20 protein-coding genes and 1 pseudogene are annotated in these 22,559 nt (G+C 59.6%); 7 read left to right on the top strand and 14 right to left on the bottom strand.

The genetic code is table 11. The annotated features are described in order from the left end of the window. Window positions 1-7: 7 nt before the first annotated feature. From TBK1r_RS10660 to TBK1r_RS10640, 5 genes are all read right to left on the bottom strand, one after another. Window positions 8-1,762, bottom strand: a complete 1,755-nt coding sequence (locus tag TBK1r_RS10660; RefSeq protein WP_145209905.1) for a GspE/PulE family protein — start codon at window positions 1,760-1,762, stop codon at window positions 8-10. A 67-nt stretch (window positions 1,763-1,829) separates the two neighbouring features. After that, entirely contained in the window at window positions 1,830-2,519 is a 690-nt protein-coding gene (locus TBK1r_RS10655; protein WP_145209902.1) for a hypothetical protein, read from the bottom strand. Further along, complete coding sequence (locus TBK1r_RS10650) at window positions 2,516-3,067, bottom strand: GspMb/PilO family protein (protein ID WP_145209899.1); 552 nt, start codon at window positions 3,065-3,067, stop codon at window positions 2,516-2,518. Before TBK1r_RS10650 ends, TBK1r_RS10655 begins: the two co-directional genes overlap by 4 nt. Window positions 3,068-3,089: 22 nt before the next feature. Then, window positions 3,090-4,562 (bottom strand): hypothetical protein, encoded by a 1,473-nt coding sequence (locus TBK1r_RS10645; RefSeq protein ID WP_145209896.1) that lies wholly within the window; start codon window positions 4,560-4,562, stop codon window positions 3,090-3,092. 222 nt (window positions 4,563-4,784) lie between these two features. Then, window positions 4,785-5,228, bottom strand: coding sequence for a type IV pilin protein (locus tag TBK1r_RS10640; protein ID WP_197455997.1), 444 nt, complete (start codon window positions 5,226-5,228; stop codon window positions 4,785-4,787). Window positions 5,229-5,909: 681 nt separating this feature from the next. On the opposite strand from TBK1r_RS10640, the pseudogene TBK1r_RS38495 reads away from it, so the two are divergent. Together TBK1r_RS38495 and TBK1r_RS38490 are read left to right on the top strand one after the other, a co-directional pair. Continuing rightward, window positions 5,910-6,455, top strand: a pseudogene (locus TBK1r_RS38495) (IS110 family transposase); the annotation flags it as partial. A 54-nt stretch (window positions 6,456-6,509) separates the two neighbouring features. Beyond that, complete coding sequence (locus TBK1r_RS38490; RefSeq protein WP_419581516.1) at window positions 6,510-7,475, top strand: transposase; 966 nt, start codon at window positions 6,510-6,512, stop codon at window positions 7,473-7,475. 593 nt (window positions 7,476-8,068) lie between these two features. Here the strand turns inward: TBK1r_RS38490 and TBK1r_RS10630 are convergent. The 4 genes from TBK1r_RS10630 to floA all read right to left on the bottom strand — a co-directional run bounded on the left by TBK1r_RS10630 (window position 8,069) and on the right by floA (window position 11,397). Then, complete coding sequence (locus TBK1r_RS10630; protein WP_145209893.1) at window positions 8,069-8,551, bottom strand: CBS domain-containing protein; 483 nt, start codon at window positions 8,549-8,551, stop codon at window positions 8,069-8,071. Between the two features lie 3 nt (window positions 8,552-8,554). After that, window positions 8,555-9,025, bottom strand: coding sequence for a CBS domain-containing protein (locus TBK1r_RS10625; protein WP_145209890.1), 471 nt, complete (start codon window positions 9,023-9,025; stop codon window positions 8,555-8,557). A gap of 480 nt (window positions 9,026-9,505) precedes the next feature. Beyond that, entirely contained in the window at window positions 9,506-10,408 is a 903-nt protein-coding gene (locus TBK1r_RS10620; protein WP_419581207.1) for an alpha/beta hydrolase family protein, read from the bottom strand. An 8-nt stretch (window positions 10,409-10,416) separates the two neighbouring features. Next, window positions 10,417-11,397: a flotillin-like protein FloA gene (gene floA, locus TBK1r_RS10615; protein WP_145222410.1), complete on the bottom strand. Its 981-nt coding sequence runs from the start codon at window positions 11,395-11,397 to the stop codon at window positions 10,417-10,419. 564 nt (window positions 11,398-11,961) lie between these two features. Here floA and TBK1r_RS10610 point away from each other — a divergent pair. Then, complete coding sequence (locus TBK1r_RS10610; RefSeq protein WP_372896710.1) at window positions 11,962-12,300, top strand: hypothetical protein; 339 nt, start codon at window positions 11,962-11,964, stop codon at window positions 12,298-12,300. Window positions 12,301-12,364: 64 nt separating this feature from the next. On the opposite strand, the gene TBK1r_RS10605 is transcribed toward TBK1r_RS10610, so the two are convergent. The 5 genes from TBK1r_RS10605 to TBK1r_RS38485 form a co-directional block, all read right to left on the bottom strand. Further along, the gene (locus tag TBK1r_RS10605) at window positions 12,365-13,228 is read right to left on the bottom strand and encodes a hypothetical protein (protein WP_145209884.1); all 864 of its coding nucleotides are present in this window, start codon (window positions 13,226-13,228) and stop codon (window positions 12,365-12,367) included. Next, window positions 13,225-14,181: a formylmethanofuran--tetrahydromethanopterin N-formyltransferase gene (gene fhcD / locus TBK1r_RS10600; protein ID WP_419581206.1), complete on the bottom strand. Its 957-nt coding sequence runs from the start codon at window positions 14,179-14,181 to the stop codon at window positions 13,225-13,227. Before fhcD ends, TBK1r_RS10605 begins: the two co-directional genes overlap by 4 nt. Next, window positions 14,178-15,860, bottom strand: coding sequence for a formylmethanofuran dehydrogenase subunit A (locus TBK1r_RS10595; RefSeq protein ID WP_145209882.1), 1,683 nt, complete (start codon window positions 15,858-15,860; stop codon window positions 14,178-14,180). Before TBK1r_RS10595 ends, fhcD begins: the two co-directional genes overlap by 4 nt. Next, complete coding sequence (locus TBK1r_RS10590; RefSeq protein WP_145209879.1) at window positions 15,857-16,738, bottom strand: hypothetical protein; 882 nt, start codon at window positions 16,736-16,738, stop codon at window positions 15,857-15,859. Before TBK1r_RS10590 ends, TBK1r_RS10595 begins: the two co-directional genes overlap by 4 nt. A 625-nt stretch (window positions 16,739-17,363) precedes the next feature. After that, window positions 17,364-17,507, bottom strand: a complete 144-nt coding sequence (locus TBK1r_RS38485; RefSeq protein WP_419581205.1) for a hypothetical protein — start codon at window positions 17,505-17,507, stop codon at window positions 17,364-17,366. Here TBK1r_RS38485 and panB point away from each other — a divergent pair. The 4 genes from panB to TBK1r_RS10570 all read left to right on the top strand — a co-directional run bounded on the left by panB (window position 17,491) and on the right by TBK1r_RS10570 (window position 22,536). After that, window positions 17,491-18,312 carry a 3-methyl-2-oxobutanoate hydroxymethyltransferase gene (gene panB / locus TBK1r_RS10585; protein ID WP_419581204.1) on the top strand — a complete coding sequence of 274 codons (822 nt, stop codon included), beginning with the start codon at window positions 17,491-17,493 and terminating at the stop codon, window positions 18,310-18,312. The two genes, TBK1r_RS38485 and panB, sit on opposite strands and share 17 nt — an antisense overlap. Window positions 18,313-18,417: 105 nt before the next feature. Then, window positions 18,418-20,238 carry an oligoendopeptidase F gene (gene pepF, locus TBK1r_RS10580; RefSeq protein WP_145209876.1) on the top strand — a complete coding sequence of 607 codons (1,821 nt, stop codon included), beginning with the start codon at window positions 18,418-18,420 and terminating at the stop codon, window positions 20,236-20,238. Further along, the gene (locus TBK1r_RS10575) at window positions 20,235-20,891 is read left to right on the top strand and encodes a DNA-3-methyladenine glycosylase family protein (RefSeq protein WP_419581203.1); all 657 of its coding nucleotides are present in this window, start codon (window positions 20,235-20,237) and stop codon (window positions 20,889-20,891) included. The genes pepF and TBK1r_RS10575 overlap by 4 nt, the downstream gene beginning before the upstream one ends. A gap of 58 nt (window positions 20,892-20,949) precedes the next feature. Next, complete coding sequence (locus tag TBK1r_RS10570) at window positions 20,950-22,536, top strand: MBL fold metallo-hydrolase (RefSeq protein ID WP_145209869.1); 1,587 nt, start codon at window positions 20,950-20,952, stop codon at window positions 22,534-22,536. Window positions 22,537-22,559: the final 23 nt, after the last annotated feature.

The raw sequence follows: 22,559 nt of genomic DNA, 5'->3' as shown, positions 1-22,559 counted from the left end.
CCTGGGGTTAGTGATCGTTACACAGGCTGACGGCTTCTTCCAAACTGGTCAGGCCTTCGGCGACCTTTGCCGCGGCACTTTGCGAAAGCAGCTTCATGCCGTCTTCCACCGCGGCGCGTTTCATGGCGCCGACCGACTCGCCGGCTTGGATCATGTCCTTGAGTTGTTGGTTGATGCGAATCACCTCAAACACGGCCAGCCGACCCTTGTATCCGATGTTGCGACAGCGATCGCATCCGCCGGCGCGGAACACCGGGATCTCTCGTGGGATCGCATAACGTTCGCTTGATTCTTGATCCAGTTGGTAGGGGACCTTGCATTCGTCGCAAAGCCGCCGCACCAGTCGTTGGGCGACGAGCAAGCGGAGGGTGCTGGCCAACAAGAAGGGTTCGATGCCCATGTCTTGCAAACGTGTGATACTGCTGAGCGCGTCGTTGGTGTGCAGCGTGGAGAACACGAAGTGTCCGGTCAACGCGGCACGCATGCAGATCTCCGCCGTCTCGTCGTCGCGAACCTCACCGACCATGATCACGTCGGGGTCTTGTCGCAGGAACGCCCGCAAGGCGCTGGCGAACGTCAGCCCGACTTTGACGCGCGTTTGGACCTGGTTGATGCCGCCGAACTTGAACTCGACCGGGTCTTCGACCGTGCAAAGGTTCGTTTTTTCGTCGTTGAGTGCGTTCAGGCAGGAGTACAGCGTGGTGCTCTTTCCGCTACCGGTCGGCCCGGTGACGAGCATCAAACCGTGTGGGCTGCGGATCGATTCGGTCAGATCTTTGAATTGCCGCGAGTCCATGCCCAGCATCGACAGGTCGTGCGGGAGTGCGTTTTTGTCCAACACACGCATCACGATCTTTTCGCCGAACACGGTGGGGCAGGTGTTGACCCGCATGTCCACGCGGTGCTCGCCGGTTCGCAGGGCGATCGCGCCGTCCTGCGGCACCCGTCGTTCGGCGATGTCCATTTTGCTGAGCACTTTCAGTCGGCTGATGACCGAGTTGAGCAGCGGCATCGGTGGCGGTTGAACCTCGGACAAGACGCCATCGACGCGCAACCTGACGCGACAATCCTCTTCGTAGGGTTCGATGTGAATGTCGCTGGCGCCGGTGGTCAGGGCCTGTTCGAAGATGCTGTTGACGTAGCGAATGATGCGTCCGTCTCGTCCCGGCGGTGGCGATTGATCCAGGTGAATCACCTCGGTCGCTTCGGCGGCTTCCTCTTGGTCCAGGTCTTCGGCGTCGTCGACTTCCTGGAAACTGGTCGAGGTGGAAACCGGGATCGACGTGTTCCACCCGCCCTCTTCGTAGAGCATGGTCAGCAAGCGTTCGATCACCGAAAGCGGTGCGAACATCGGCCGCATTTGACGTCCGGTCAGCAGTTTGATTTCGTCGGCCAGCAACAACGAATCGGGCGAGAAAACGGCGACTTCCAGCACGCCGCCGTCATCGCTCAGCGGCGCGATCAAGTGGTCGCGGCAGAGCCGGTTGGGCAGCACGGAAGCGACCGACGTGTCGATCGGCGGCGGCGCGTCGGCCGGTGGGTCAAACAGCGGCACCAAGTAGTGGTCCGCGTAGGACCTTGCGATTTGGGATTCCGTGGCGACACCGCAACGAATGATCGACTCTTCGATCGTGACGTCATCCTTACCGACCGATTGCCAGAGTTCCTCGAGTTTTTCCGGATCGAGGTTGTCGATCGAATCAAGCAGCCGAATGATCAGCGGGTGATTCTGTGCCGTCAGAGCGGAGGTAGCGTTGGTCATGGTTTGATGTCACGTGCGGTAGACGTCTTCCGCCTCGATCGAGAGCGAGGCGTCATTCAATGCGGTGTTAAAGGTTGGCTTGGAAAATATTCCCGCGCGGATCGGGCTGATTCTCTGGACGATCCGACGCGTTCGGTGTGGGGCGGGGTGTGTCTTGAGCGTCTTCGTCTTCGTCTTCTTCGTCGTCGTCTTCGTTCGGGGCCCGCGAGGTCGCACTTGCTTTTGCGGCCGTGGGGGTTGCGGGTCGGACGGACGGGTCGGCGGATCGTTTGGGACGCTCTTTTCGTTTGATTCGGATCGTCAAGGGGCCAGCGACGACGGTGACGTGGTCGGATGCGATCTCGCGGATCGTGGCGGAGACATCGTCGAGCCCGAGGACTGGGACTTGGTCACCGAGTTTGCAAACGCTGCCGTTAAGGATCGCCCAATGGTGATGGTCCGTTTGGGCGATGCCTCCGAGCCGTAAGCCGCTCCGCAGGTCTTCCTCGGTGGGTCCGAGGTCTTCGAGAGTTGCATCCGATGTTTCGCCCTCGGACGCGTCGTCTGTGGGGCGCTGGACCAGCACGGCTGCGAAAGGATCATTGCTGATCACCGCAGGCAGCGGTGGTGTTTCCAGATCGGCGACTTTCCAGCGAACGGATTTGGCCCGCACGACATCTTCGCCGAGGTCCATCGGAGCCTCGGGGGGCCAGCCGAGATACAGGGCGATGGACAGGACGGCACAGGGAGGCGCGTACCTTTGGAGGTTGACGTTCATTCCTTCTCCTTCAGCATGCGAACGGACAACTGCATCGTGGGTTGTGATGCACTGCGTTCGGCCGGATTGATCTGAAGCGTTTCGACGCGAATCAATTCGGGTTGTGATTCCAACAGGAACAGCGCTTCATTGAGTTGGCAGAAATCGCCAGCCAGGTCCAGGGTGACGCGGACGTTGTAGATCGGCCCCAAGCGTTGCGGGGCTTCGGCATTGATCTGCAAAAGGTCGGCGCCGGAATCTCGGAACAGGTCGATGAAAAATCCGGTCACCGCATCGTTGCCTTCGCCTTGCAGGATCCGCGGCCGAACGTGTTCGAGCGCGTCCTGCAGCAGCATGACCTCTTCGGCCGTCTTGACCTTTTCACGTAACTGTTGCAGTTCCCGGCGTGTCTTTTTGGTTCTGCCGTGCAGGGGCTCGCTGATCGCGAAGAACATGATGGCGACCATGACCAGCGCGACGGCAACGCGCATGCGAAACGGGTCGCGGAGTTGCTCGGCGACCTGCTGCAGTTCTTGCTTCCAGTTTTTTTTCGCTTCAGGATGTTTCATGGTATCGGGCTCGGAGGACGCACTATCCCTTGGCCTTGCTGCTGGTGGTCAGAATGATGGAGAACTCGGCACCGGCGACTCCGGTTTCCGCGGAGAGGGTGCGGCGCAGGTCGCTCAGTTCGACGCGTTGGAAGTGTTCGGCGACGGTTTCCAGTTGGCCGACGGTCTCGGTCAGTTTGCTCACCGAGGCGGGGAGTTGGCCGTCTTCGTCGAGCACGCACTCGGCGTTCAAGATCAACGTGGTCGGGGCGGTCTTGACGGCCCGTTTTCGTTTTTGGCTCATCGTCGCACTGCCGCGGATACCTGTCAGCCGGGTGCCGTCGGGCAAGATCGACGTGATCTGTCCCAGCATCGGGCTCCAGCGAACGCGTTTGTCCATGAAGGTGCTGACGGCGCTGGCTCGGGCATTCAATCGATCGCGTTCGGGGCGTGGGTTGGAGCCATCGGTGGCCATTGACGGGGCGCTCGAAACGAGTGCCACGTGGTTGGATTCGGTTTTTTTCATGCGGTCCAACAGCACCAGGGCGAGGGCACACGCCGCCACGAGATAGAGGGCGATTTCTTTGTACGGAACGACGCGGTGGAGTCTTAACGGCTCGCGATATTCCCGCTGGAAATCAAACTCGTCCTCTTCGTCGGCCAGAAACCCATCGGCGCAGGCGCGTGCGATGTGGTCTGGTTTCATCGAGGGGGCGTCCAGCCAACGGAAGTCGTCGGGCAGATTGTCGCTCAACCACTGGCGATCGATCAGCGACTGCAACTCACGTCGGCCGTAGATGCTGACCGCGTCCGGGGAGGTCTCCAGGCCGCATGCGGCATAGGCGGCTTCGACCGAGCGGACGATGGAAACGATGCCCGTTGCTTCGTCGCCCTGTGGCAAGGGCATGCTCTGCCAATGGATCGCCCGGGTGCCCTTGGTCATCACGGCCAGCAAGCTGGTGTCGCCCAAGAAGACGCGTGTGACCAGTCGATCGCGTCGTTCCGAGCGTTCGTTTTCAACCGCCGCGCTGATCAGCGCGTTGGCGGCCGGTTCGAGTCGCTGCAGCGAGTGTTTGGTGTTGCCGATAGTTTCACGAATTGATTCGATGCGATCCAGTGGCGCGGCCACGATGGAGACCAATTGTCGGCGATGGGCTTGCCAATTGAGGACATCGATCGCGAGTTGATCGAGTTTCGCGGTGGAACTTCGCAGCGATTCGCGAAGCAGCGTGCGTGGGCTGGCATTGCCGCCGCCGGAGTTGATCGGACGGGTGGCGAAGTAGCATTCGCTGGTCGGGATGGCCGCGGCAACGGGGACGGGGTCGCCTTGGACGCCCAAGGCGTCAAACAATTCAGCCAACGAGTGACCGAGGTCGTCGCTTTGGACGGCGACCGAGGCGTACTCATAACGCACCGCGCCAAACATGGTTGTCGACGCGTGACATCCATGTAAGTGTTGTCGCCCGAACAGAATCCCGACAACGTGGCTGCGGGATCGATCGCTTGCGGTGTTCATGATGGAAACGTCCCCTCCGGTGATGCGTCAGCGGGGCTCACCGTAGGGTGATGAACCCGCTGTCACATCTGGATGCGATACGCCAGTCAAGCTGGCACAAAAAAAGGGCGGTCCGTGAATGGTTACGGACCGCCCCAGCTGATTGGATCGGTGGTGGCATCGTGCCGTCGTGGTGACGGTTCATGCCACGCTTTCCCCCCAGAAAGCGGTCAGGTCGTCAGCCTAGGTGCTCTGTGGATTAATTTCCGCGTCGATGGTGCTATTCATCGCGTCGTAACCGTCTTCGGTGAACGTCACGGTGTAGGCGCCGTAACCGGAGCTTGATCCGGATCGCGTCAGCGTCAGGGTCCAGGAATCTTCCAGGCTTCCCGATCCGCCGGCGGCGGCAACACCAACGCTAAAGTACTTCGGCGGAGCTTGCTCCATGTCCAATTGAGTCAAATCCGACGCATAGGTCCCTTGGCGGGCCTGATAGCGTTCTTGTGCTGCGCGGACGCTGGCGAGGTACTTGAATGATTCCGAAGCTTTACTTCGTTCAACACTTTGCAGCAATCTCGGGACGCCGAACGCGGCCAGGACGCCGATGATGATGACGACGACCGACAGCTCGACGAGCGAAAAACCCTTTCGGGCGCGACTGGGACGAAAGGCAATTGCGTGAGCCACGGTGGGCCTCCAACTTAAATCAGGTAGTTGTTTTTTAAAACGTTTGATCGATCCTGGAGAGACTCCGACCGAATCGGTGGGTTTGTCGCCGTGTGGATCGCGACTAAAGAAACTGATAGGACACGCGCAAGGGCACGCCGGCTGACCGGTTAGAAATTCAGTGCCGGCGGTCGTGCAAGCCAAGTTGCGGTGCCGCGTGTAGCGATCATTCCGATCAGACGACGCAGGCGGGCTCGATGCGCCACTTTCGGCGGGGCAAACGACAACTCCGAGATCGCGATGCCGCTGCTTGGGCGACCCGGGTAGACATGGTGGTCGAGGCGACCGGTAGGATTGTCGGTCATCCCGCACGGATCGCGGAGGGATGTCGATTTGATTACTGCCGGATCTCTATGGAATACACTGGCTCCCCTCTCCCCAAAAAACGCCAAAGATGCGAAGCGTCGAGCGTTTTTTGGGGAGAGGGGCTGGGGGTGAGGGGCAACACATAGGGGCCGCAATGGTATCAAGTACAACCGCCCAACCGTATGTTCTGCGCCCGGTGAGATGGCTACAGAATCGATACCAGCCCCCACATCCCCAGCCCTGGTATGCCCCTAGATCGTGAAAAATCTAGACAAAGACCATTCGAGTGCTCAATTGGAAGAACTTTTCAACACTTCCAATTTGTAGAGAACTCAAATGGCCGTTACGAAAAAATCTAGTCGAAAATCCGCCTGCAAGGCTACCAAGCGACGCTACATCGGAAAGCCATCCGGTGTCATCCAGGAACGAGTCCAACAGGCAGGCCCTCAGAAATTCGGTATCGTTTCGGTGGACTGTGCCAAGCGACGGTCGATCTGGATGCTCTGTGACTTCTTTGGTCGTGTCATTGTCGAACCAACTTCGGTCGAGCACAGTGCTGGCGCTCTCGCAGCAATGGTCCAACTCGTTGATGCAGCTTGTCAAGCCGAAGGGATCCTCGACTCCATTGTCGCCGTCGAGATGACCGGTGTCTACCACAAACCCGTGCAGCAAGCGTTTCGCAAAGCGGGGTACGACACAAGGACGGTTCACCCCTTCGCGTCTTCGCACTATCGAGAGACGCTTCACCCCAACAATAAGACTGACCCTAACGATCTCGAAGCGATTTTTCACGCCGCCATCAACGGATACGGATTGGCGATCTTGCCCGTTGATGAAACCCACCTGTCACTGCAACGTCTTTGTCGGCAGCGTCGCAATTTGGTCAAGCAACGCGCACGGGTGCAAGTACAGTTGCGAGCGTTATTGCATCAATCCATGCCTGGCTACGCGGATCTTTGGGATGATGACAAACTCTTCAACGGATCGATTGCGATGATCATCGCGAAACAATTCCCGTCTGACGAGGCGATCAAAAAAGCGAAGCAAACCGGCATGGCAAAGTACCTTCGCAAGAACAAGACTCGAGTTCAAAAAACAACACTCGACAAGATCTTTGCGTGGAGTGCTCAGGCAGTTCAACCCGATCCGTTGTACCCGTTGTTGACCAAGCAATGGAAACAGCTAAATGAGATACGCGAATTGCTCAACGAACAGATCAGCCAGATTGAACAAGAAACGGCGCATTTTCTCGTGAAAACGCCATATATATTGCTTCTCTCTGTCACTGGGATCAACGTTGTTTCCGCAGGTGAGTATGCGGGCGAAGCTGGACCGATCGAGCACTATGCAACTGCCATTGCGATCAACGGACGCGCCGGGCTTTACCCTGCTCGATACCAAAGTGATGAAATTGACCGAAGCGGTTCCGTCGCCAAAAACTGCAATCGTCGACTGCGTTCCGCTTGCATTCTCGTTGCAAAGAACTTGATCAAATGCCATCCGTACTACCGTGGCTTGGCTGCTTTGTGGAAGAGCAAAGATATCTGCACGCTCGATCGCCAGTGTCGAATGGCTAACCGAGCTAACCGAATGGTTTTCCAGATCGTCAGCGGACGCCAAGTGTGGCGAGGTAAGCACGTCGACCGGGAGTGCCTGCTGAAAAAGCTATGGAAGTTTTATATCGAACACGGCACGCCGCTTGATCAAACGGTTGCTGATATGAATGAAGCTCTCAAGTGGCTTCCCAAGTCGGTCTATAGCGAAGAAGCAAAACCCTTCGCCAAGCTGGCAAATAAAAAACGCCGCGGAGCCGTATCGATCGGCGATCTGCTCATTCCTCTTCTGGTTCGACTTGGAGTTCGTCAGGCATCTAAGGTAGAATCAAACTCGTCCGAAGCTTAGGGCCCGCGTTGACTTGTCGTGCTTTCACTTGCACACTGATAACATCGTCTACAGCCCGAGGGCAGACGCGGCTTCTCGAAGCTGCAGTCAACAAGCCCGTGGAAGAAGTGTGATGCTCTGTCAGCGGTTCAAACGCCGGATAAGACAGTGTGAGGCTCCTAAGCTTCGGATATCTACCAGGGTGGCGAGACTGAACCATTCATGCTGACTGAGACGTGCTCAGCAAGCCGACAAGCCATTGGACTTTAAGACTAAAAAAAGTTACCGTAAGGTAATGCCGCTAGGCGTTCGCGCGCACCTCGCCAATGCGAGCTAAATCAAGTTCGGCCATGACAGTGCTTCTCCCCCACAAATCGACAAGCAAGCTTGTTAACGATTTGTGGGGGAGAAGGGGGGCATATCCGTCAGAAATTAAAACGACAGGCCGCGAGCCGTCCGGTTTCAGCGTGAAACCAGGTTGGTAGACCGGAGGGCTCGCGCCCTTCCGCTAACCAAGAACACTGCGTGCTGTCGAAGCAGCCGGCGTTGGAATGCAAGCCAGGGCGCCCCTCCTTGGGCAACACCATGGCGAACGTGCGGTTTGGATCTGCGACTTAAAAGTGTTTCTGCATGAACGCGAACATGCGTTTGGGGCTGATCACGCCCTGAACGCATTCGTCCATGTCCAACACGGGCACGTGTCGATGACCGGCGACCGCGATCGCGGCAGCCGCAGCGGCCGAAGGATCGGATTGGTAAACGATCGTCGGATTGGTGGTCATGAAATTCTCGACCGGTTGGCCGCAAACCCGCGGGTACTTTTCCACCACTTTTTCAAGCACGTCGCGCTCGGTAAAGATCCCGACCAGGTGTTCGCCGTCGACGACCAACAAACTGGCCGCGCCTGAATCGTGCAGCATCTCGACCGCCTCTAGGACCGACGCATGCGGACTGATCTGCAGATACGGTTTGGCGTCGATTTCCGCGATCGGGTCTTCCGCCAATGCACGCTCCAGTTCGGTGTCGTATTCGGCCGGCTCGAAGTTGGAAAGTGGGTCACACGTTTCAGCCGGATCCATTCTAAAAAACGAACTCATCGGTCAAGCTCCTTCGCGCTGCAGCATCCACGGTGCACTACCGAGACGCTGAACGGCGATTTGTTTCGCGTAGCAATCACAAACGTATTCCGCCAAGCCCCGCTGACCGGTCAAACCGATCAGGTACCCCTCGTCATCGGTCACGCACAAGAAGCGGTGCCCCTGGTCAACCACTGCTTGCCAGGCGAACAGAATCGGGTCGTCGGCTCGGACGATGCCGACGTCGGGGTCGGCGAACGCCGAGATCGCGGTCGTGTCTAAGGAAACGCCCGCCATCAGCATCCGGATGATCGACTGTTCGTTGAAGATTCCCTGCGGGCGGCAGCCCGGGTCGACGATCACGGCACAGCCCAACGAATGGGTCCGCATCAGTGCGATTGCCGCGCGGGCAACCGTGTGCTCATCAAGGGCGATCGCGTCACGCAGCGGAAGTGTGCGGATCTGCTCACGCGATAGCTGTTCTTTGAAGCTCATGGTCTTGGTCTCCAGAAAGAGAAGGACCATGGTAGCGTTGCACCCGAGAGGCCAAATGTGGCTGTTTCAGCGAGCAGCGAGCGGTTTGCCGAAGATCACGGCCAGGGGGATTCGGTGCTCCGATGTGCGATGCGTAGGGCGTTGGATCTGCCGCAGAAAGAGGTGTGACTGCGCTTTCCAGAACGGCAAGCTGACCGGCTCGTTCGGGGCTGAGGCTTTTCTGGGCAGCGTCTGCATCGAGCGCGGGCAGTCGATGCAATTCTAGGCAGTGCCAATTTGTCGAAATTGGGCCGTACAGGTTGGGCCTTCTACTGACCGGCGCCCTTCGACGCGACCGGGGCGATGACCCAAGACCGCTTTGTGAAGCCTCGTTTCCTCGAAGTAGGGCCCGTAGGCTCGCGCCAAACGGCTGATCATCGTTCGAGATCAGCCGGCTCGCGCCAGCGTCCGGGCCTCGCCATCGACATCAACTTCGCGGTATCAGCCGGGCGTGCGATCGTCGGCGAGAAAACGGTGGCACCAGGCGGCCAGGATTTGCGACACGAAGGTCAGGTCTTGGGGATGTTTGGCCAACAGGTGATCCGCATCCGGCAGCGCCATCAGGCTGACCGGGGTGATCGTGGATGCATCGGCCGAGCGGTCGGTTTGGATCAGCGACATCATCCGCAGCGCGTGATCGATCCCGACGGTTTGGTCGACCGGAGAGTGCATCAGCAGCACCGGGCAAGAGACTTGGGGCAGCAAATCGGTGACGTTGTGACGGCGAAAGTCCTCCAGCATCTGGCGGCGGATGGTCCATTCGATGCCGCCGATCGTGACCTTGCCTTGACCCTCGGTTTCGATCGCGGGGTTCATCCGCGACAGCAGCGTGGCGAGGTGGTGGGTGTCACTGGGCGCGGCGAGCGTTGCGACGAAGCGGAGGTTGGCCAACAGACCGTCGTGATCGGGCAGGCCGTCGTGATCGGGTTGGAAAGACTTTGCGGCGGTGACCAACGAGGCGATGCCGCCAAAACTGTGCCCGACCAAGGCGGTGACCGGCCCCAGTTCTTCGTTGGCGAATCGGATCGCCGCGGCAAGATCGCGAAGATTGGTGGTGAAATTGGTTGTCGAAAAGTCGCCTTCGCTGCCTCCCAGTCCCGTCATGTCATAACGCAGCACCGCGATTCCGTAACGGGCCAAGGCGCGGCTGATCTTGACGGTTGCCTTGAAGTCCTTGTTGCAGGTGAAGCAATGCGAATAGACCACGACCGGCCGCAGCCGGGTGCGCCCGGCGTCCTTCCATGGATGCCACACCTTGGGCCGATCGACGATGCCGGCCAAGTTGACGCGTTCGGTTCCGCTGGGAAACCTGACGCGGTAGGAGGTCGATTCGAATTCGTTCACGAGAGCCGTTAGATGCCCGATCCGTTGGGGGCGGCGATGCGGCCGGCGCGGAACGCTTCGGCCATGGCTTTGGGCACTTCGGCTTCGGCCAGAACCAGGTGAGCCTTGTTGCTGGCGACCATCGCGCTCATCTGTTGTTCTTGCGCGACGGCTTCGGCGCGACGGCTTTCCGCTTGGGCCTGGGCGACACGTGTGTCGGCTTCGGCTTGGTCGCTTTGCAGTCGTGCGCCGATGTTTTCGCCGACGTCGATGTCGGCGATGTCGATCGAAACGATTTCAAACGCGGTTTGGGCATCGAGGCCGCGATCGAGCACAACGCGGGTGATCATGTCCGGATTTTCGAGCACCTTGAAGTGTGTTTCGGCCGAGCCGATCGAGCTGATGATCGCCTCGCCGACTCGGGCGATGACGGTGTCTTCGGTGGCACCGCCGATCAGTTGTTCCAGGTTGGTGCGAACGGTCACACGAGCCCGGACGCGCAATTCGATTCCGTTTTTGGTGATCGCACTGAGTGTGGTTTTGCCGCTGCGGCTCGGGTCGGGGCAATCGATGACTTTGGGGTAAACGCTCGTTTGGACCGCGTCCAGCACGTCGCGCCCGGCCAAGTCGATCGCGGCGGCCTGGTCAAAATCGAGAGGGATTTCCGCCCGTGCGGCGGCGATGATCGCGTGGATGATGTTCATCACGTTGCCGCCGGCCAGATAATGAGCCTCCAGACGACGCGTGCTGATGCCGGCTTGACGGCCGATGTCCAATCCGGCTTGCGCCGACATCACCTTGGCCTGGACGATCACATTCGGATTGACCTTGGTGAAGTGCATTCGGATCAGGCTGGGGGCGCTGACATCAGCGACCGACATGTAGGCCTGGACCCACAGCTTGCCGTAACGCAGTGCGAAGAAGCCCATCACGGCGGCGAATACCAGGAAGACGAGCGTTCCGATGGCGATCAGGGCTGCGTAAAAGGCCCCATTGGCTGCCAGTAGCATCGCTGCCCGAGGCAGTGGGATCGCAGCGGTGGCCGCGGGGACGGAGGCAGCGGCGATCAAGGTAGACGGGACGAGCAACATGATGACGCAATTCCTTTGAAGCGTGATAAGTTCTCGGGGCGAACGGTTCCGGAGGATGAGGGGCAGCATCCGGAATCAGAACGTCATCATTGTGACGGTTCATCACTGCGTATCTTAAAGCTTGGCGGAGTCCGCTCGCAAGGTTGTGCGGCACCACAATTGAGGACTGCCGATCGTTTGCGTGTCACGGCAAAGTCACCGCGTCATGGCACAATCGATCGCCATCGTCGTGATTCTCCGGAAAAAAACGTGAATCTGATGAAGAATTTGACTTCTCAACATGTTTTCAACTGTCCACCCACGCAGAATGTGCGTACTGTTTAAAGTGCAGTATTTTCGGGAGAGAGGCGATGCAAGGGATGCAAGTCGGCTGAGTTGGGCCGGCGAGAACCTTTCCGATTCAGAGTGATCGGAGGTCGTTTCTAGCGTTGGTCGAAGGGGAAACGGATCGGGCAATTTTTTAGGCGAAGCGAGGAACAAGTCATGCAGGCAAATTGGAAAGCGGGGGATTGGGCGGTTTATCGTAAGAGCAAGAGCGGCGTCAATCCGGGGCGTCGCGCGGCACAAGTCGTCGCGTCTCCCAAGGGTGAAACCTACGGCTATGTCGTTGACAAGTTCTGGGTCGTCGATGAAGTGCTTTCCGACGGTCAACTGCGGTTGGTCACGGCCAAGGGCAAGGTCCACACGATCGACGCCGACGACCCCAACCTGCGCCGCCCGAGTTTGCTGCAGCGATTCTTATGGCGTGAGCGTTTTGCGATGGTAGAAGCCAGCCGTCAGCACGCCGGTGACCAGACGCCCAGCAACGCGGTCGGAGCGTAGCGGAAGCGGCTAGCGCCGCCGGCTCGCTCAATCGACAAACAGCGGCGAGTGCCACTACCAGGAATCAAGTGGTGGCCGAGGACTCACCGAGCGCCATCTCACCGAGCGCCATCTCGGCGGTCGATGCAAAGATCACTTCTCCCAGCCCACCGACGGTCCGATCGGCGCGTGTCCGAAACACGGGCAATCGCTCCAACGTTTGGGTGATCTCTCCAAACAAGCGGTCGGAATAAAGATTGAGGAACGCGGGGTCAAACCGAGTGGGGCTGGAAAAGCGTCCCGTTGCGTCGTCGTCCAGCTGGTCGGCGTGCCGCACCATGGCCGACGCGTTGCCCAGGATCAGGCTGCCGCGTCTCATCCCCACAGCCAAGCCCTCGCCTGTTTCGCCGCCGACGCAGATCGTTCCCGCGATCATCGATGCGGCGAGCATCGTTCCGGTCGATCCGCTGATCAACAACGTGCCGCGTCTCATCCGATGGCCGGCGTAGTTGCCGACGGATCCGTGGATTTTGATCATGCCGCCGGACATGCCCGATCGGCGGGCACCGTGGGGAGCCGCGACGAAGTCCCCGGCGTCGCCTTGGACACAGACCGTGCCGCCGGTCATGCCACACGCTGCGTAGTCGCCGACGGAACCGATGATTTGAAATTCACCGCGGTCGTGCATGGCGGCCAGCCCATGAACGTTCTGCAGCGGGCCTTCGACGACCACCTGATCGGTTTCTGATTCCGCGATCGTCAACTCGAACCAATCCGCCAATCGGACCCGGCGCCCGTCGACGCAGATCGCCAACTCGTTGATCTGGGCCGCTTGTTTGCCCGCCAGAGAGCTGCGTCGAATGTTCGAGGCGTCGATCGCGTGCGGTGCGGCATCGTCGGCGGCATCCCCAGCGGCATGGGCACGGTATCGGAGGTGCCAGCGTGTCATGACAGAATCTCGTGCAGGTGAAAGTGGTGGCGTCCAAGTTTGCCGCCGTAGTTTCCTGCCGTGACGGCGACCAAGCCGTGTTCCCCACAGCTGGTGCAAGCGGCCTGAATACCGGCCCGCATGGCGTCGGCAATCGCATTGAAACTCAATCCGTCCAACACCACTTCCAACACCGCATTGTCTCCTTCGCCCAATTGCGAGTCGGTGATGCCGCGCAGCGTGGGGCAAAACGCATCGTTGGTCGACGCGATCAGCGACTTGTATTTCGAGCCGATCTTGGAACCGCTGCGTGCGACGCCACCTGGGAACGGCGTGATCACATCGGGCATCGATTCGATCGCACCGATGGCGGCTCGGGCGGCGCGACTGGCCGCATGGATGTCGCGAGCAACCAGCAGGAAATTTCCACCGCCGATCCCCGACGTGCGCGGCGCGTCATGCTGGCAGATGAATTCACCATCCATCACGGGGATCCGCCAGAATCGCTTTCCGTCGATCACCTTGCTGATCTGGTTGCCATCGCCGAAGAATCGCAGCGTCTTGCCCAACGCGATTCGTTTGTCGCGGGGAACGTCGTCGGTGATTCCTGCGAACAATGCGGTGGTCGGACAGGTGAGCACGCATTGGCCGGCGCGGCGGGTGATCTGTTTTTCCAGTTCGCCACCCGACATCCCGAAGGCCAGCAAGGCGATCCCGGGCCGGCCGTCGGGAGTCTCTTTCGCCGACAACCGACGTTCGATATCGATTTCCAGTTTGCAGTCGATCACGCTGGTCCCGAATCCGCTCATCGCCATCGCGGCGTGCTCGGCCCAGATCTCGTCCAGCGCGGTGATGATCACGCGCGTCGCTTTCATGTCGAAGGCTTCGGCGAAGGTGGCTTCGATTCGGACGCCGTTGAGTTCCAACGGGCGGGTGGCGTCGGCATTCGGGCCGGCGTTGTCGTGTTCACTCATCGGGCGCGCTCCCGCATCGATTGCTTGACCGGGCGGGAACGAAGCACCGAGTGCATTTCATCATCACTGATCCATAGCCGATTCAAGTCGAACGTCGACGACGCGTTGTACTCGCTGCGGAACCGCTGCACCGACTGCGGATCGAATTCGACGTCGGCGGTCAGCGTTTCGTGCCCGACTTGGGTTTCGGGTCTCGTTTGTTTGGGCGTGTAAGTTCCGCGGTCGATGACGTGTCGTCCCTGGGCAAACACGTGCCGGGGCGAGCGAAACATTTTCTCCAGGTCATCGTCTGTTTCATAGACGGTGACGTCGGCGCTGGCCCCCGCAGTCAGCCGGCCGTGTCGGGCCAACCCCATGATCGACGCCGGGGCGCTGCGTGTCATCGTGGCGATTTCGGGTAACGTGTACTGTCGCGATAGCCCGCCGAGAGAACTGGCCGCAGCGGCATCGGCATGAATTTCCGCCAATGCGGTTTCGCGAAAGGAGCGATCGCCGAGCAACCGCAACAGGTGCGGGTACGCGGTGAAGGGGGCTCCGTTGGGATGGTCGGTGGTCAAGAAAACGCGTTTTGGGTCGTCGATCATCAGAAACAGTTCCAACCCGATGGCCCATTGCAGCGAATGCACGAATTGGCGGCGGCGGTATCGAAAGGGCACGACACCACAACCGGCTTCGCATTCGATATCGACGATCGCGGATTTGCGCGGCGAGGCGTGATGGCGGTTGTCAAATTGATGGGGTTCATCGGCGCTGATCGTCATCGTTTGTCCGAACATGATCTGACCGACGTCGATCGTGACGTTAGGGTGTTTTGCCATCGCGGCGACGAGTTGTTCGGCTGCCGAGGACATCCCGTACTGACTCTCGTCACCGTAGCAATGAAACTGGGCGTGGGTGAGATGGATCGGCAACCCGTCGGCCGCCTCCATCGTCGCAATGGTGGAGCGGATGTTTCCCGGTACGCCCAGGTTGCTGGTGTGAATGTGCAGCGGGTGCACGAGACCGATTTCATGGACCGCCCTGGCGAGCCGGCGGATGATCTGCGCCGGTGTGACGCCGTATTGGGGATGGGGCGTGTCGACGTCCAGTTCTCGCTGACCGAACTTGAAGGCCGAGATGCCGCCGGGGTTAACGGCTTTGACGGCAATGCTTTGGGTGGCGCGGACCATCCAGGCGACGTAGTCGTTGATTTCGGCTTGGGGCGCGTCGCGTGAGAGCAGGGTCAACAACAGGTCGTCGTTGCCGAGCAAGCAGAAGCCGCCGGTCGCCAAGTCAGGCATGTCCGCCATCTCGGCGTGCGCGGCGCGGGCGTTGCAGGGGATGACGGCGGGTTCGAGCGCGACGGTGTAACCCATTTCCAAATACCGCTGGGCAGCGACGGCGGCCGAGGGCAGGTAGTCACTTTCGGCCGCGCTTCGGGCGGTCGCGCGGGCGTCGTCGTCGATCCGGTCTTGCATCAGCAGTCTGGCGATCGCCAGTTTTCCGCCACCGATGTGCGTGTGGATGTCAATTCCACCGGCCATCACGACGCATCCCCGAGCGTCAATCACGCGATCGGCGTCTTCGGCGGCCAGGGCGTCTCCATTGATGATGGCGTCGTCATGCAGCCACAGGTCGGCGATCTGGTCGACGTCGCCGGCCGGGTCGATCAGGCGTCCTCCTTGAATCAGTGTTTTCATGAATCCTCTTTCTCAGTCTCTGGCTGTGCGTCGTCCGGCTTCGGATTGTCTCCTTTTTCCGTCTCGCTTCCCAGGGCCTTGTCAGATTCGTTGTCGTCCGCCTTGTCACCGCGTTTGCGTCTGGATTTTCGTTCGGTGGCGGGTTGGTATTCTCCGTAGACCCGGTCGGTGGTGATGGTGATCCGATCGGCTTTGACTTGGTTTTCATTGGGGGGCTGGTAAAAACCGGTGACCGAGACGGGATCGCCTTCTTGGGCCAAGGCCAGATTGTTGTAGCGGACTTCCAACGTGGTGTTGGCGTCCACGGGGACTTGGACGGGGATTTTCCCCGCCTGGACGGCCAGGACACCGTTGGGGGTCAAGCCGATCAATCGTCCCACGATCGACAGCTTGCCGACCATTGGTTGATTTCGATTGCCGCGATTGGCGTCGGAGTAAACGCCGGGAGTGAATTGTTCTTTGGTCCGGCCGTGCAGTGATCGCGGATCGACCGGTTGGAACAGTGTGATTTTTTCGACCGGAGCCAGCGGGACGCCTCCAGGGCCGAAGTTCGCGGAGAAACGGACCAGCATGCCGCGTTGTAAAAACGCCGGCGTCGCTTTGGCGACGAATTGGAACGACGAGATCGTGTCTGGCAACGCGACGAGCGCCTCGCTGCCGTCCTCTTTTTCGACCACGACAATGTTTCGCCGCATGCCTTTGAGGGCGCCCTTGAAATTAGTGATCTCGTTGGCCGGTAGCGTGGACGGTCCCTGTCCGAATCCGGCGGCCTCGGTCCCGGGCGGCTGGGCGGCCAGGTGATCGCCGGAACCACCGAAGGGCAGGATGTTGGGGGCCAAGATCACCACGGCTAGCAGGGGGAGGCAAAGGCGGGGCATAGGGCATTCGCTCGCGAAAGACGGGGGGACGGTCGCGGAAAAGGGGCAGGAACGGGAATACGTGTTGGTGTGCAGGCTTCAGCCGCCTACTGTCGCTGCGTCGCAGCGACCGGGAAGCGCCTCAAGGCTGGACACCAACATGCGCTGGTGTGCAGGCTTCAGCCGCCCGGTTTCGCTGCGGAGCAGCGAATGGAAACGCCTAAAGGCTGGACACCAACATGCGCCGGTGTGCAGGCTTTAGCCGCCCGGTTTCGCTGCGGAGCAGCGAATGGGAACGCCTCAAGGCTGGACACTAACGTGCGCCGGTGTGCAGGCTTCAGCCGCCTGGTTTCGCTGCGGAGCAGCGAATGGAAACGCCTGAAGGCTGGACACCAACGTGCGCCGGTGTGCAGGCTTTAGCCGCCCGGTTTCGCTGCGGAGCAGCGAATGGAGACGCCTGAAGGCTGGACACCAACGTGCGCTGGTGTGCAGGCTTTAGCCGCCCGGTTTCGCTGCGGAGCAGCGAATGGAGACGCCTGAAGGCTGGACACCAACGGTTGCTGAATCCCTTGCGTGCCATTCGTGCAGGACGCTTTCTCCGCTCACAGTTTACCCCGAGTGACGGGTTCGTGCGCGTTGGGACGATTCAATCGATCTCCACTGTCAGCACCCCAGTCAGCACCCCAGTCAGCACCGCTTCGGGCCACGGTTTTCGTCGGGTTGCTCGTCTGCTAATCTGCCGCTGAATCAGGCGGATTTCGTTCAACCGGTCGATGGCAAACCCTTTCATGGTCGAAGAAAAAGCTCCCAAACGCGTGACCACCCGATCGCTGCAGCGGCGTCGCGACACGGGCGGCTCCATTTCGATGCTGACGGCGTACGATTTCCCGACGGCACAACTGCTCGATCAAGCCGGCATCGACGTGCTGTTGGTCGGCGATTCGCTGGCGATGGTCGTTCAGGGGCACGAGACCACCCTGCCGGTGACGATGGATCAAATGATCTATCACGCCGAAATGGTGGGGCGGGCCACCTCGCGTGCGATGGTGATCGTCGATTTGCCGTTTCCCGATGGTCAGCTGGAAATCGAACGCAGCATCCGTTGTGGCGCCCGAGTGTTGAAAGAAACACGTTGCCATGCGGTCAAGCTCGAAGGCGGCGCCGAACAGGCGTCGCGAATCGAAGCGATGGTCACCGCCGGGATTCCCGTGATGGCCCACGTCGGTCTGCGACCCCAGAATGTCTTTGTGCAAGGTGGCTATCAGGTCCAGCGCGACGAAGCGGCCCTGGTCAAAGACGCCGTCGCGGCCGAGCAAGCCGGCGCGTTCGCCGTGCTGATCGAATGTGTCCCCGAGTCGGTTGCCGAAGCGATCCACGCGGCGGTGACGGTTCCCACGATCGGAATCGGCGCCGGGCGGGCGACGACCGGCCAGGTCTTGGTCACCCATGATCTGATCGGACTGACATCCGGCTACACGCCCAAATTTGTTAGAACCTACGCCTCGGTCGGCCAAACGATTCGTGACGCCGCGTCGTCGTTTCATCAAGCCGTCCGCGACGGGAGTTTCCCGGGACCCGAGGAAACGTTTGATTAGTCCGGCCAAAACCCGACGCACCCGATCCCGAAACGCCCGAAACCACACCGCCGTCCAAATTCCGCGACGCTCTCTCCTCCACAAACCACTCGTTTGACGATTGCTATGAATGCCACCTCGACGTCTGCTGCCGCCAAGTCGCTCCCGGAACGTTCTGAGGTGTCCGCGGAGGATTGCTGGGATCTTTCCAGTTTGTTCGCCAGCGACGCCGAATGGGAAACCGCCTTTGCCGAGTTGGAATCCAAGCTTGACACCTATGAAACCTATCGCGGTCGCCTGGGTGAATCAGCTGCGACGTTGCTGGAGGCCCTGCAATTCGATTCGGATTTTTCTCGCCAAGCCGAGCGTGTGGCGATCTATTCGTTCTTGAAGACGACCGAAGATCAAGGCAACAGCGACTATCAGGGCATGAAGGCGCGGTTCCAGAATCTGGCCGTGCGTGCCAATCAGGCGGCGAGCTACGTCAGCCCGGAATTGCTGGCGATCGAACCGGAAAAAATGGACGCCTTGGTCGCCGATCCCTTGCTCCAGCCGTTTCAATTGCAACTCACCCGGTTGCTCCGCCAGCGGCCGCACACGCTCGGCGACAAAGAGGAGCGTTTGTTGGCGATGCAGGGGGAAATGGCATCGGCGGCGGGCAATGCATTCCGTCAACTCAACGACGTGGACTTGCGTTTCGGGTCGCTGGAAGACGCCGAGGGGAATGAGCAAGAGCTTTCGCATGCGACGTTCGTTCAGTTCCTCAACAGCTCGTCCAGGAAGGTGCGTCGCAACGCATTCCATCAATACTACAAGGCGTTCGGCGAACACGAAAACACCTTGGCGGCGACACTGGCCGGCAGCATTCATCGCGACGTTTATTACGCCCGCGCCCGAAACCATGAAAGCTCTCTCGCCGGCGCGTTGTTCCCCGACAACGTCCCCGTGGACGTCTACGACAACTTGATCGCTGCGGTCCGCGATTCGCTGCCCAGCGTGCATCAATACTTTGACGTCCGCCGCCGCAAGATGGATCTGCCGGACATCCATGCCTATGACACCTATGTGCCGATCCTCAGCGACATGAAGAAGGAACACACGTGGGACCAGGCGGTGGAAGTCGTGGTCGAATCACTCGCTCCGCTGGGCAGCGAATACACCGAAACGCTCGCCGCGGGACTGAAAAACCGTTGGGCGGACCGCTACCCGAACCGCGGGAAACAGAGCGGCGCGTTCAGCTGCGGGTCGTTCGATGGCGAACCCTACATCTTGATGAATTTCAAGACCGACGTCTTGAACGATGTGTTCACGCTGACGCACGAAGCCGGCCACTCCATGCACAGCTTTTATTCCTCCAAGAACCAGCCGTACCAGTACTACGACTACACGATTTTTGTGGCCGAGGTCGCGAGCACGTTCAATGAGCAATTGTTGACCGAGCACTTGCTCAAGAATGCCGCCAGCGACAGCGAACGGGCGTACCTGATCAACAACGAACTGGACAGCATTCGGGCGACGGTCGTGCGTCAGACGATGTTCGCGGAGTTCGAAAAGAAGACGCATGAGATGGCCGAAGCCGGTGAGCCGCTGACGGTCGCTTCGTTTCGGGCCACGTATCGCGAGTTGTTGGATGCGTATTTTGGCCCCGATTTCGTCGTCGACAAAGAACTGGAACTGGAATGTTTCCGGATCCCGCACTTCTACCGCGCGTTTTACGTCTACAAGTACGCGACCGGATTGAGTGCGGCGGTCGCCCTTTCGCGACGGGTGCTCGAGGGTGGCAAGGCCGAATTGGACGACTACCTCAAGTTTCTGTCGGGGGGATGCAGCAAAGATCCGCTCGACCTGCTGCGTGATGCGGGAGTCGACATGGCCAGCCCCGAGCCGGTGAAGACCACGTTGGCACGCTTCAAGACCCTGACCGAAGAATTGGATCAGCTTCTTTGAGCCGACCCCCACAGCGCAAGCCGATTCGTCTGACCAAAACGACGCTTGCGGAGGGGGCGGTCCGGCTGGCCAAGGCGGATCCGGTGCTGGGCAAGATCCATCGCACGTTTGGGCCGCCGCCGTTGCTGCGGCGACCGGCGACGTACGCCACCTTCGTCCACATCATTCTCGAACAACAGGTCTCCGTCGAATCGGCCAAGGCGACCTTCGACCGGCTGGTCGGTCGCTGCCAGAATGAAGTGAGCCCCCGCGCGGTCCGTGATTTGGGCGACCGGCGTTTACGCGACTTGGGGTTCAGTCGCCAGAAGGCCCGTTACACGCTTGCGTTGGCCGACGCCTGTCTCGCCGGCGACTTTGATATCGACGCGTTGACGCGATGGGACGACGAAACGGTTCGCTCGCAAATTGTCTCGCAACTGGGACTGGGAAATTGGTCGGCCGATGTGTTTTTGATGATGGCACTGCAGCGGCCCGACATCCTGCCCCTGGGCGATTTGGCGCTCGTCAAAGGCATTCAAGAAATCGACCAGACGCAATACGAATCGAGTCAGCAGATTGCCGAGCGTGCCGAATCGTGGCGGCCGCTTCGCAGTATTGCCACACGAATGGTCTGGCAATGGTATGTTCATCAACGCGGACGCGATATCTTTTAGTGCTCCCTGTTGATGCCTGCCAGGACAGGTCCTGGCCTACTCTTTGTGAATCAAGTTCATGGCGAAATTGACTTTTTGCGGGGCCGCCGGCACCGTCACCGGATCGTGTTCGTTGTTGGACACCGGCAAGCATCGATTTCTGATTGATTGCGGTCTTTTCCAAGGCAGCAAAACGACCCAGGAGTTGAACTACCAGGATTTCCCGTTTGATCCCGAGTCGATCGACTTTTTGATCCTGACCCACGCCCACATCGACCATTCGGGGTTGCTACCCAAGCTGGTCAAGAAGGGATTCAACGGCCAGATATACGCGACCGAAGCGACCTGTGACCTGTTGAAATTCATGCTTCCCGATTCGGCGTACATCCAGGAATCGGGCGTCAAGCGTCACAACAAGAACTTGCGTCGCCGCGGCTTGCCGGCGGTCCAGCCGATCTACACGATGCCGGATGCGGAAGCGACGCTGCGGCTATTGAAAAATCATGGGTATGAAGAGTGGTTTTCGCCGCGTGATGGAATCCGAGTCCGATTCTGGAATGCGGGCCACCTGCTCGGTTCGGCTTCGGTCGAATTAAAAATCACCGAGCCCGATTCACAGGAAGAACTCTCGTTGTTGTTTTCCGGTGACATCGGCCCGGAAGAAAAAGCGTTTCATCCCGAGCCCGATGCGCCGGTCGGTTACGACTACATCGTGTGCGAATCGACCTACGGCAATCGGGACCGTGACGATTACACGTTGGAGAATCGGCGCGAGGCACTCCGCGATGTCTTGACCAAGGCGCTCAAGCGGGGTGGCAACGTCGTCATCCCTTCGTTCGCCGTCGAACGCAGCCAGGAATTGCTGCACGACATCGGTTATTTGCTGACGCACGGTGAAATCCCCCAGTCCGACGTGTATCTGGATTCGCCGTTGGCGAAGAAGGCGACCGAGGTGTTCATCAAACACGCCGGGGCGTTGCAGGACGTGGAGGTGGACGAAGCGAGATTGTTTCGCCACGAACGGTTCCACCTGGTGCATTCGCTGCAAGAGAGTAAGGCCATCAACGGGATCAAAGGCGGGGCGATCATCATCTCGGCCAGCGGCATGTGCACCGCCGGTCGCATCAAGCACCACCTGATCAACAACATTTATCGCCCCGAGTGCACGGTCTTGTTTGTCGGCTATCAATCACCGGGAACGCTGGGGCAAATCATTTCCAGCGGTGCCAAGGAAGTCCGGATCCACGGCAAGTCGTACAAGGTGCGGGCGGACATTCGCAAGCTGGGCAATTATTCGGCCCACGCCGATCAAGGCGAGTTGTTGGACTGGATCCAAAAGCGTTGTCCGATCACCGGCGGTTTGTTCCTCAATCATGGCGAAGACGATTCCCGCCAGGAGCTGCGCGATCTGCTGGTACAGCGAGGCTTGGACGGCGACCGGATCTACATGCCGCAGTTCGATGAATCGTTCGAATTGAGTGCCGGCACCAAGCCGCTTTCCAAGGGGGCGCCCAAGCCGCGTCTAGACGTCGCCCATGTGGCCCACGATTGGCACAACGACTACGCCGAGTTCATGCTCGGATTGACCACAACGATTGAAAAGTCGAGTGAAGACCAACGGTATCAGTTACTCAAACGGCTGAAAGAAACACTCGGCGAGGCTTGAAAACGCGTTGAACGACCGCAGGG

The sequence above is a fragment of the Stieleria magnilauensis genome, from assembly GCA_007753675.1.
Taxonomy (GTDB): domain Bacteria; phylum Planctomycetota; class Planctomycetia; order Pirellulales; family Pirellulaceae; genus Stieleria; species Stieleria magnilauensis.
This window is presented reverse-complemented; position numbering and strand designations above follow the sequence as displayed.

Excerpts from the sequence above, each read along its gene's own strand:
- TBK1r_RS10660 (WP_145209905.1), bottom strand. The coding sequence starts at position 1,762 with ATGACCAACGCTACCTCCGCTCTGACGGCACAGAATCACCCGCTGATC.
- TBK1r_RS10655 (WP_145209902.1), bottom strand. The coding sequence starts at position 2,519 with ATGAACGTCAACCTCCAAAGGTACGCGCCTCCCTGTGCCGTCCTGTCC.
- TBK1r_RS10650 (WP_145209899.1), bottom strand. The coding sequence starts at position 3,067 with ATGAAACATCCTGAAGCGAAAAAAAACTGGAAGCAAGAACTGCAGCAG.
- TBK1r_RS10645 (WP_145209896.1), bottom strand. The coding sequence starts at position 4,562 with ATGAACACCGCAAGCGATCGATCCCGCAGCCACGTTGTCGGGATTCTG.
- TBK1r_RS38490 (WP_419581516.1), top strand. The coding sequence starts at position 6,510 with ATGCCTGGCTACGCGGATCTTTGGGATGATGACAAACTCTTCAACGGA.
- TBK1r_RS10630 (WP_145209893.1), bottom strand. The coding sequence starts at position 8,551 with ATGAGTTCGTTTTTTAGAATGGATCCGGCTGAAACGTGTGACCCACTT.
- TBK1r_RS10625 (WP_145209890.1), bottom strand. The coding sequence starts at position 9,025 with ATGAGCTTCAAAGAACAGCTATCGCGTGAGCAGATCCGCACACTTCCG.
- floA (WP_145222410.1), bottom strand. The coding sequence starts at position 11,397 with ATGCTACTGGCAGCCAATGGGGCCTTTTACGCAGCCCTGATCGCCATC.
- TBK1r_RS10610 (WP_372896710.1), top strand. The coding sequence starts at position 11,962 with ATGCAGGCAAATTGGAAAGCGGGGGATTGGGCGGTTTATCGTAAGAGC.
- TBK1r_RS10605 (WP_145209884.1), bottom strand. The coding sequence starts at position 13,228 with ATGACACGCTGGCACCTCCGATACCGTGCCCATGCCGCTGGGGATGCC.
- fhcD (WP_419581206.1), bottom strand. The coding sequence starts at position 14,181 with ATGAGTGAACACGACAACGCCGGCCCGAATGCCGACGCCACCCGCCCG.
- TBK1r_RS10595 (WP_145209882.1), bottom strand. The coding sequence starts at position 15,860 with ATGAAAACACTGATTCAAGGAGGACGCCTGATCGACCCGGCCGGCGAC.
- TBK1r_RS10590 (WP_145209879.1), bottom strand. The coding sequence starts at position 16,738 with ATGCCCCGCCTTTGCCTCCCCCTGCTAGCCGTGGTGATCTTGGCCCCC.
- panB (WP_419581204.1), top strand. The coding sequence starts at position 17,491 with ATGGCAAACCCTTTCATGGTCGAAGAAAAAGCTCCCAAACGCGTGACC.
- TBK1r_RS38485 (WP_419581205.1), bottom strand. The coding sequence starts at position 17,507 with ATGAAAGGGTTTGCCATCGACCGGTTGAACGAAATCCGCCTGATTCAG.
- pepF (WP_145209876.1), top strand. The coding sequence starts at position 18,418 with ATGAATGCCACCTCGACGTCTGCTGCCGCCAAGTCGCTCCCGGAACGT.
- TBK1r_RS10570 (WP_145209869.1), top strand. The coding sequence starts at position 20,950 with ATGGCGAAATTGACTTTTTGCGGGGCCGCCGGCACCGTCACCGGATCG.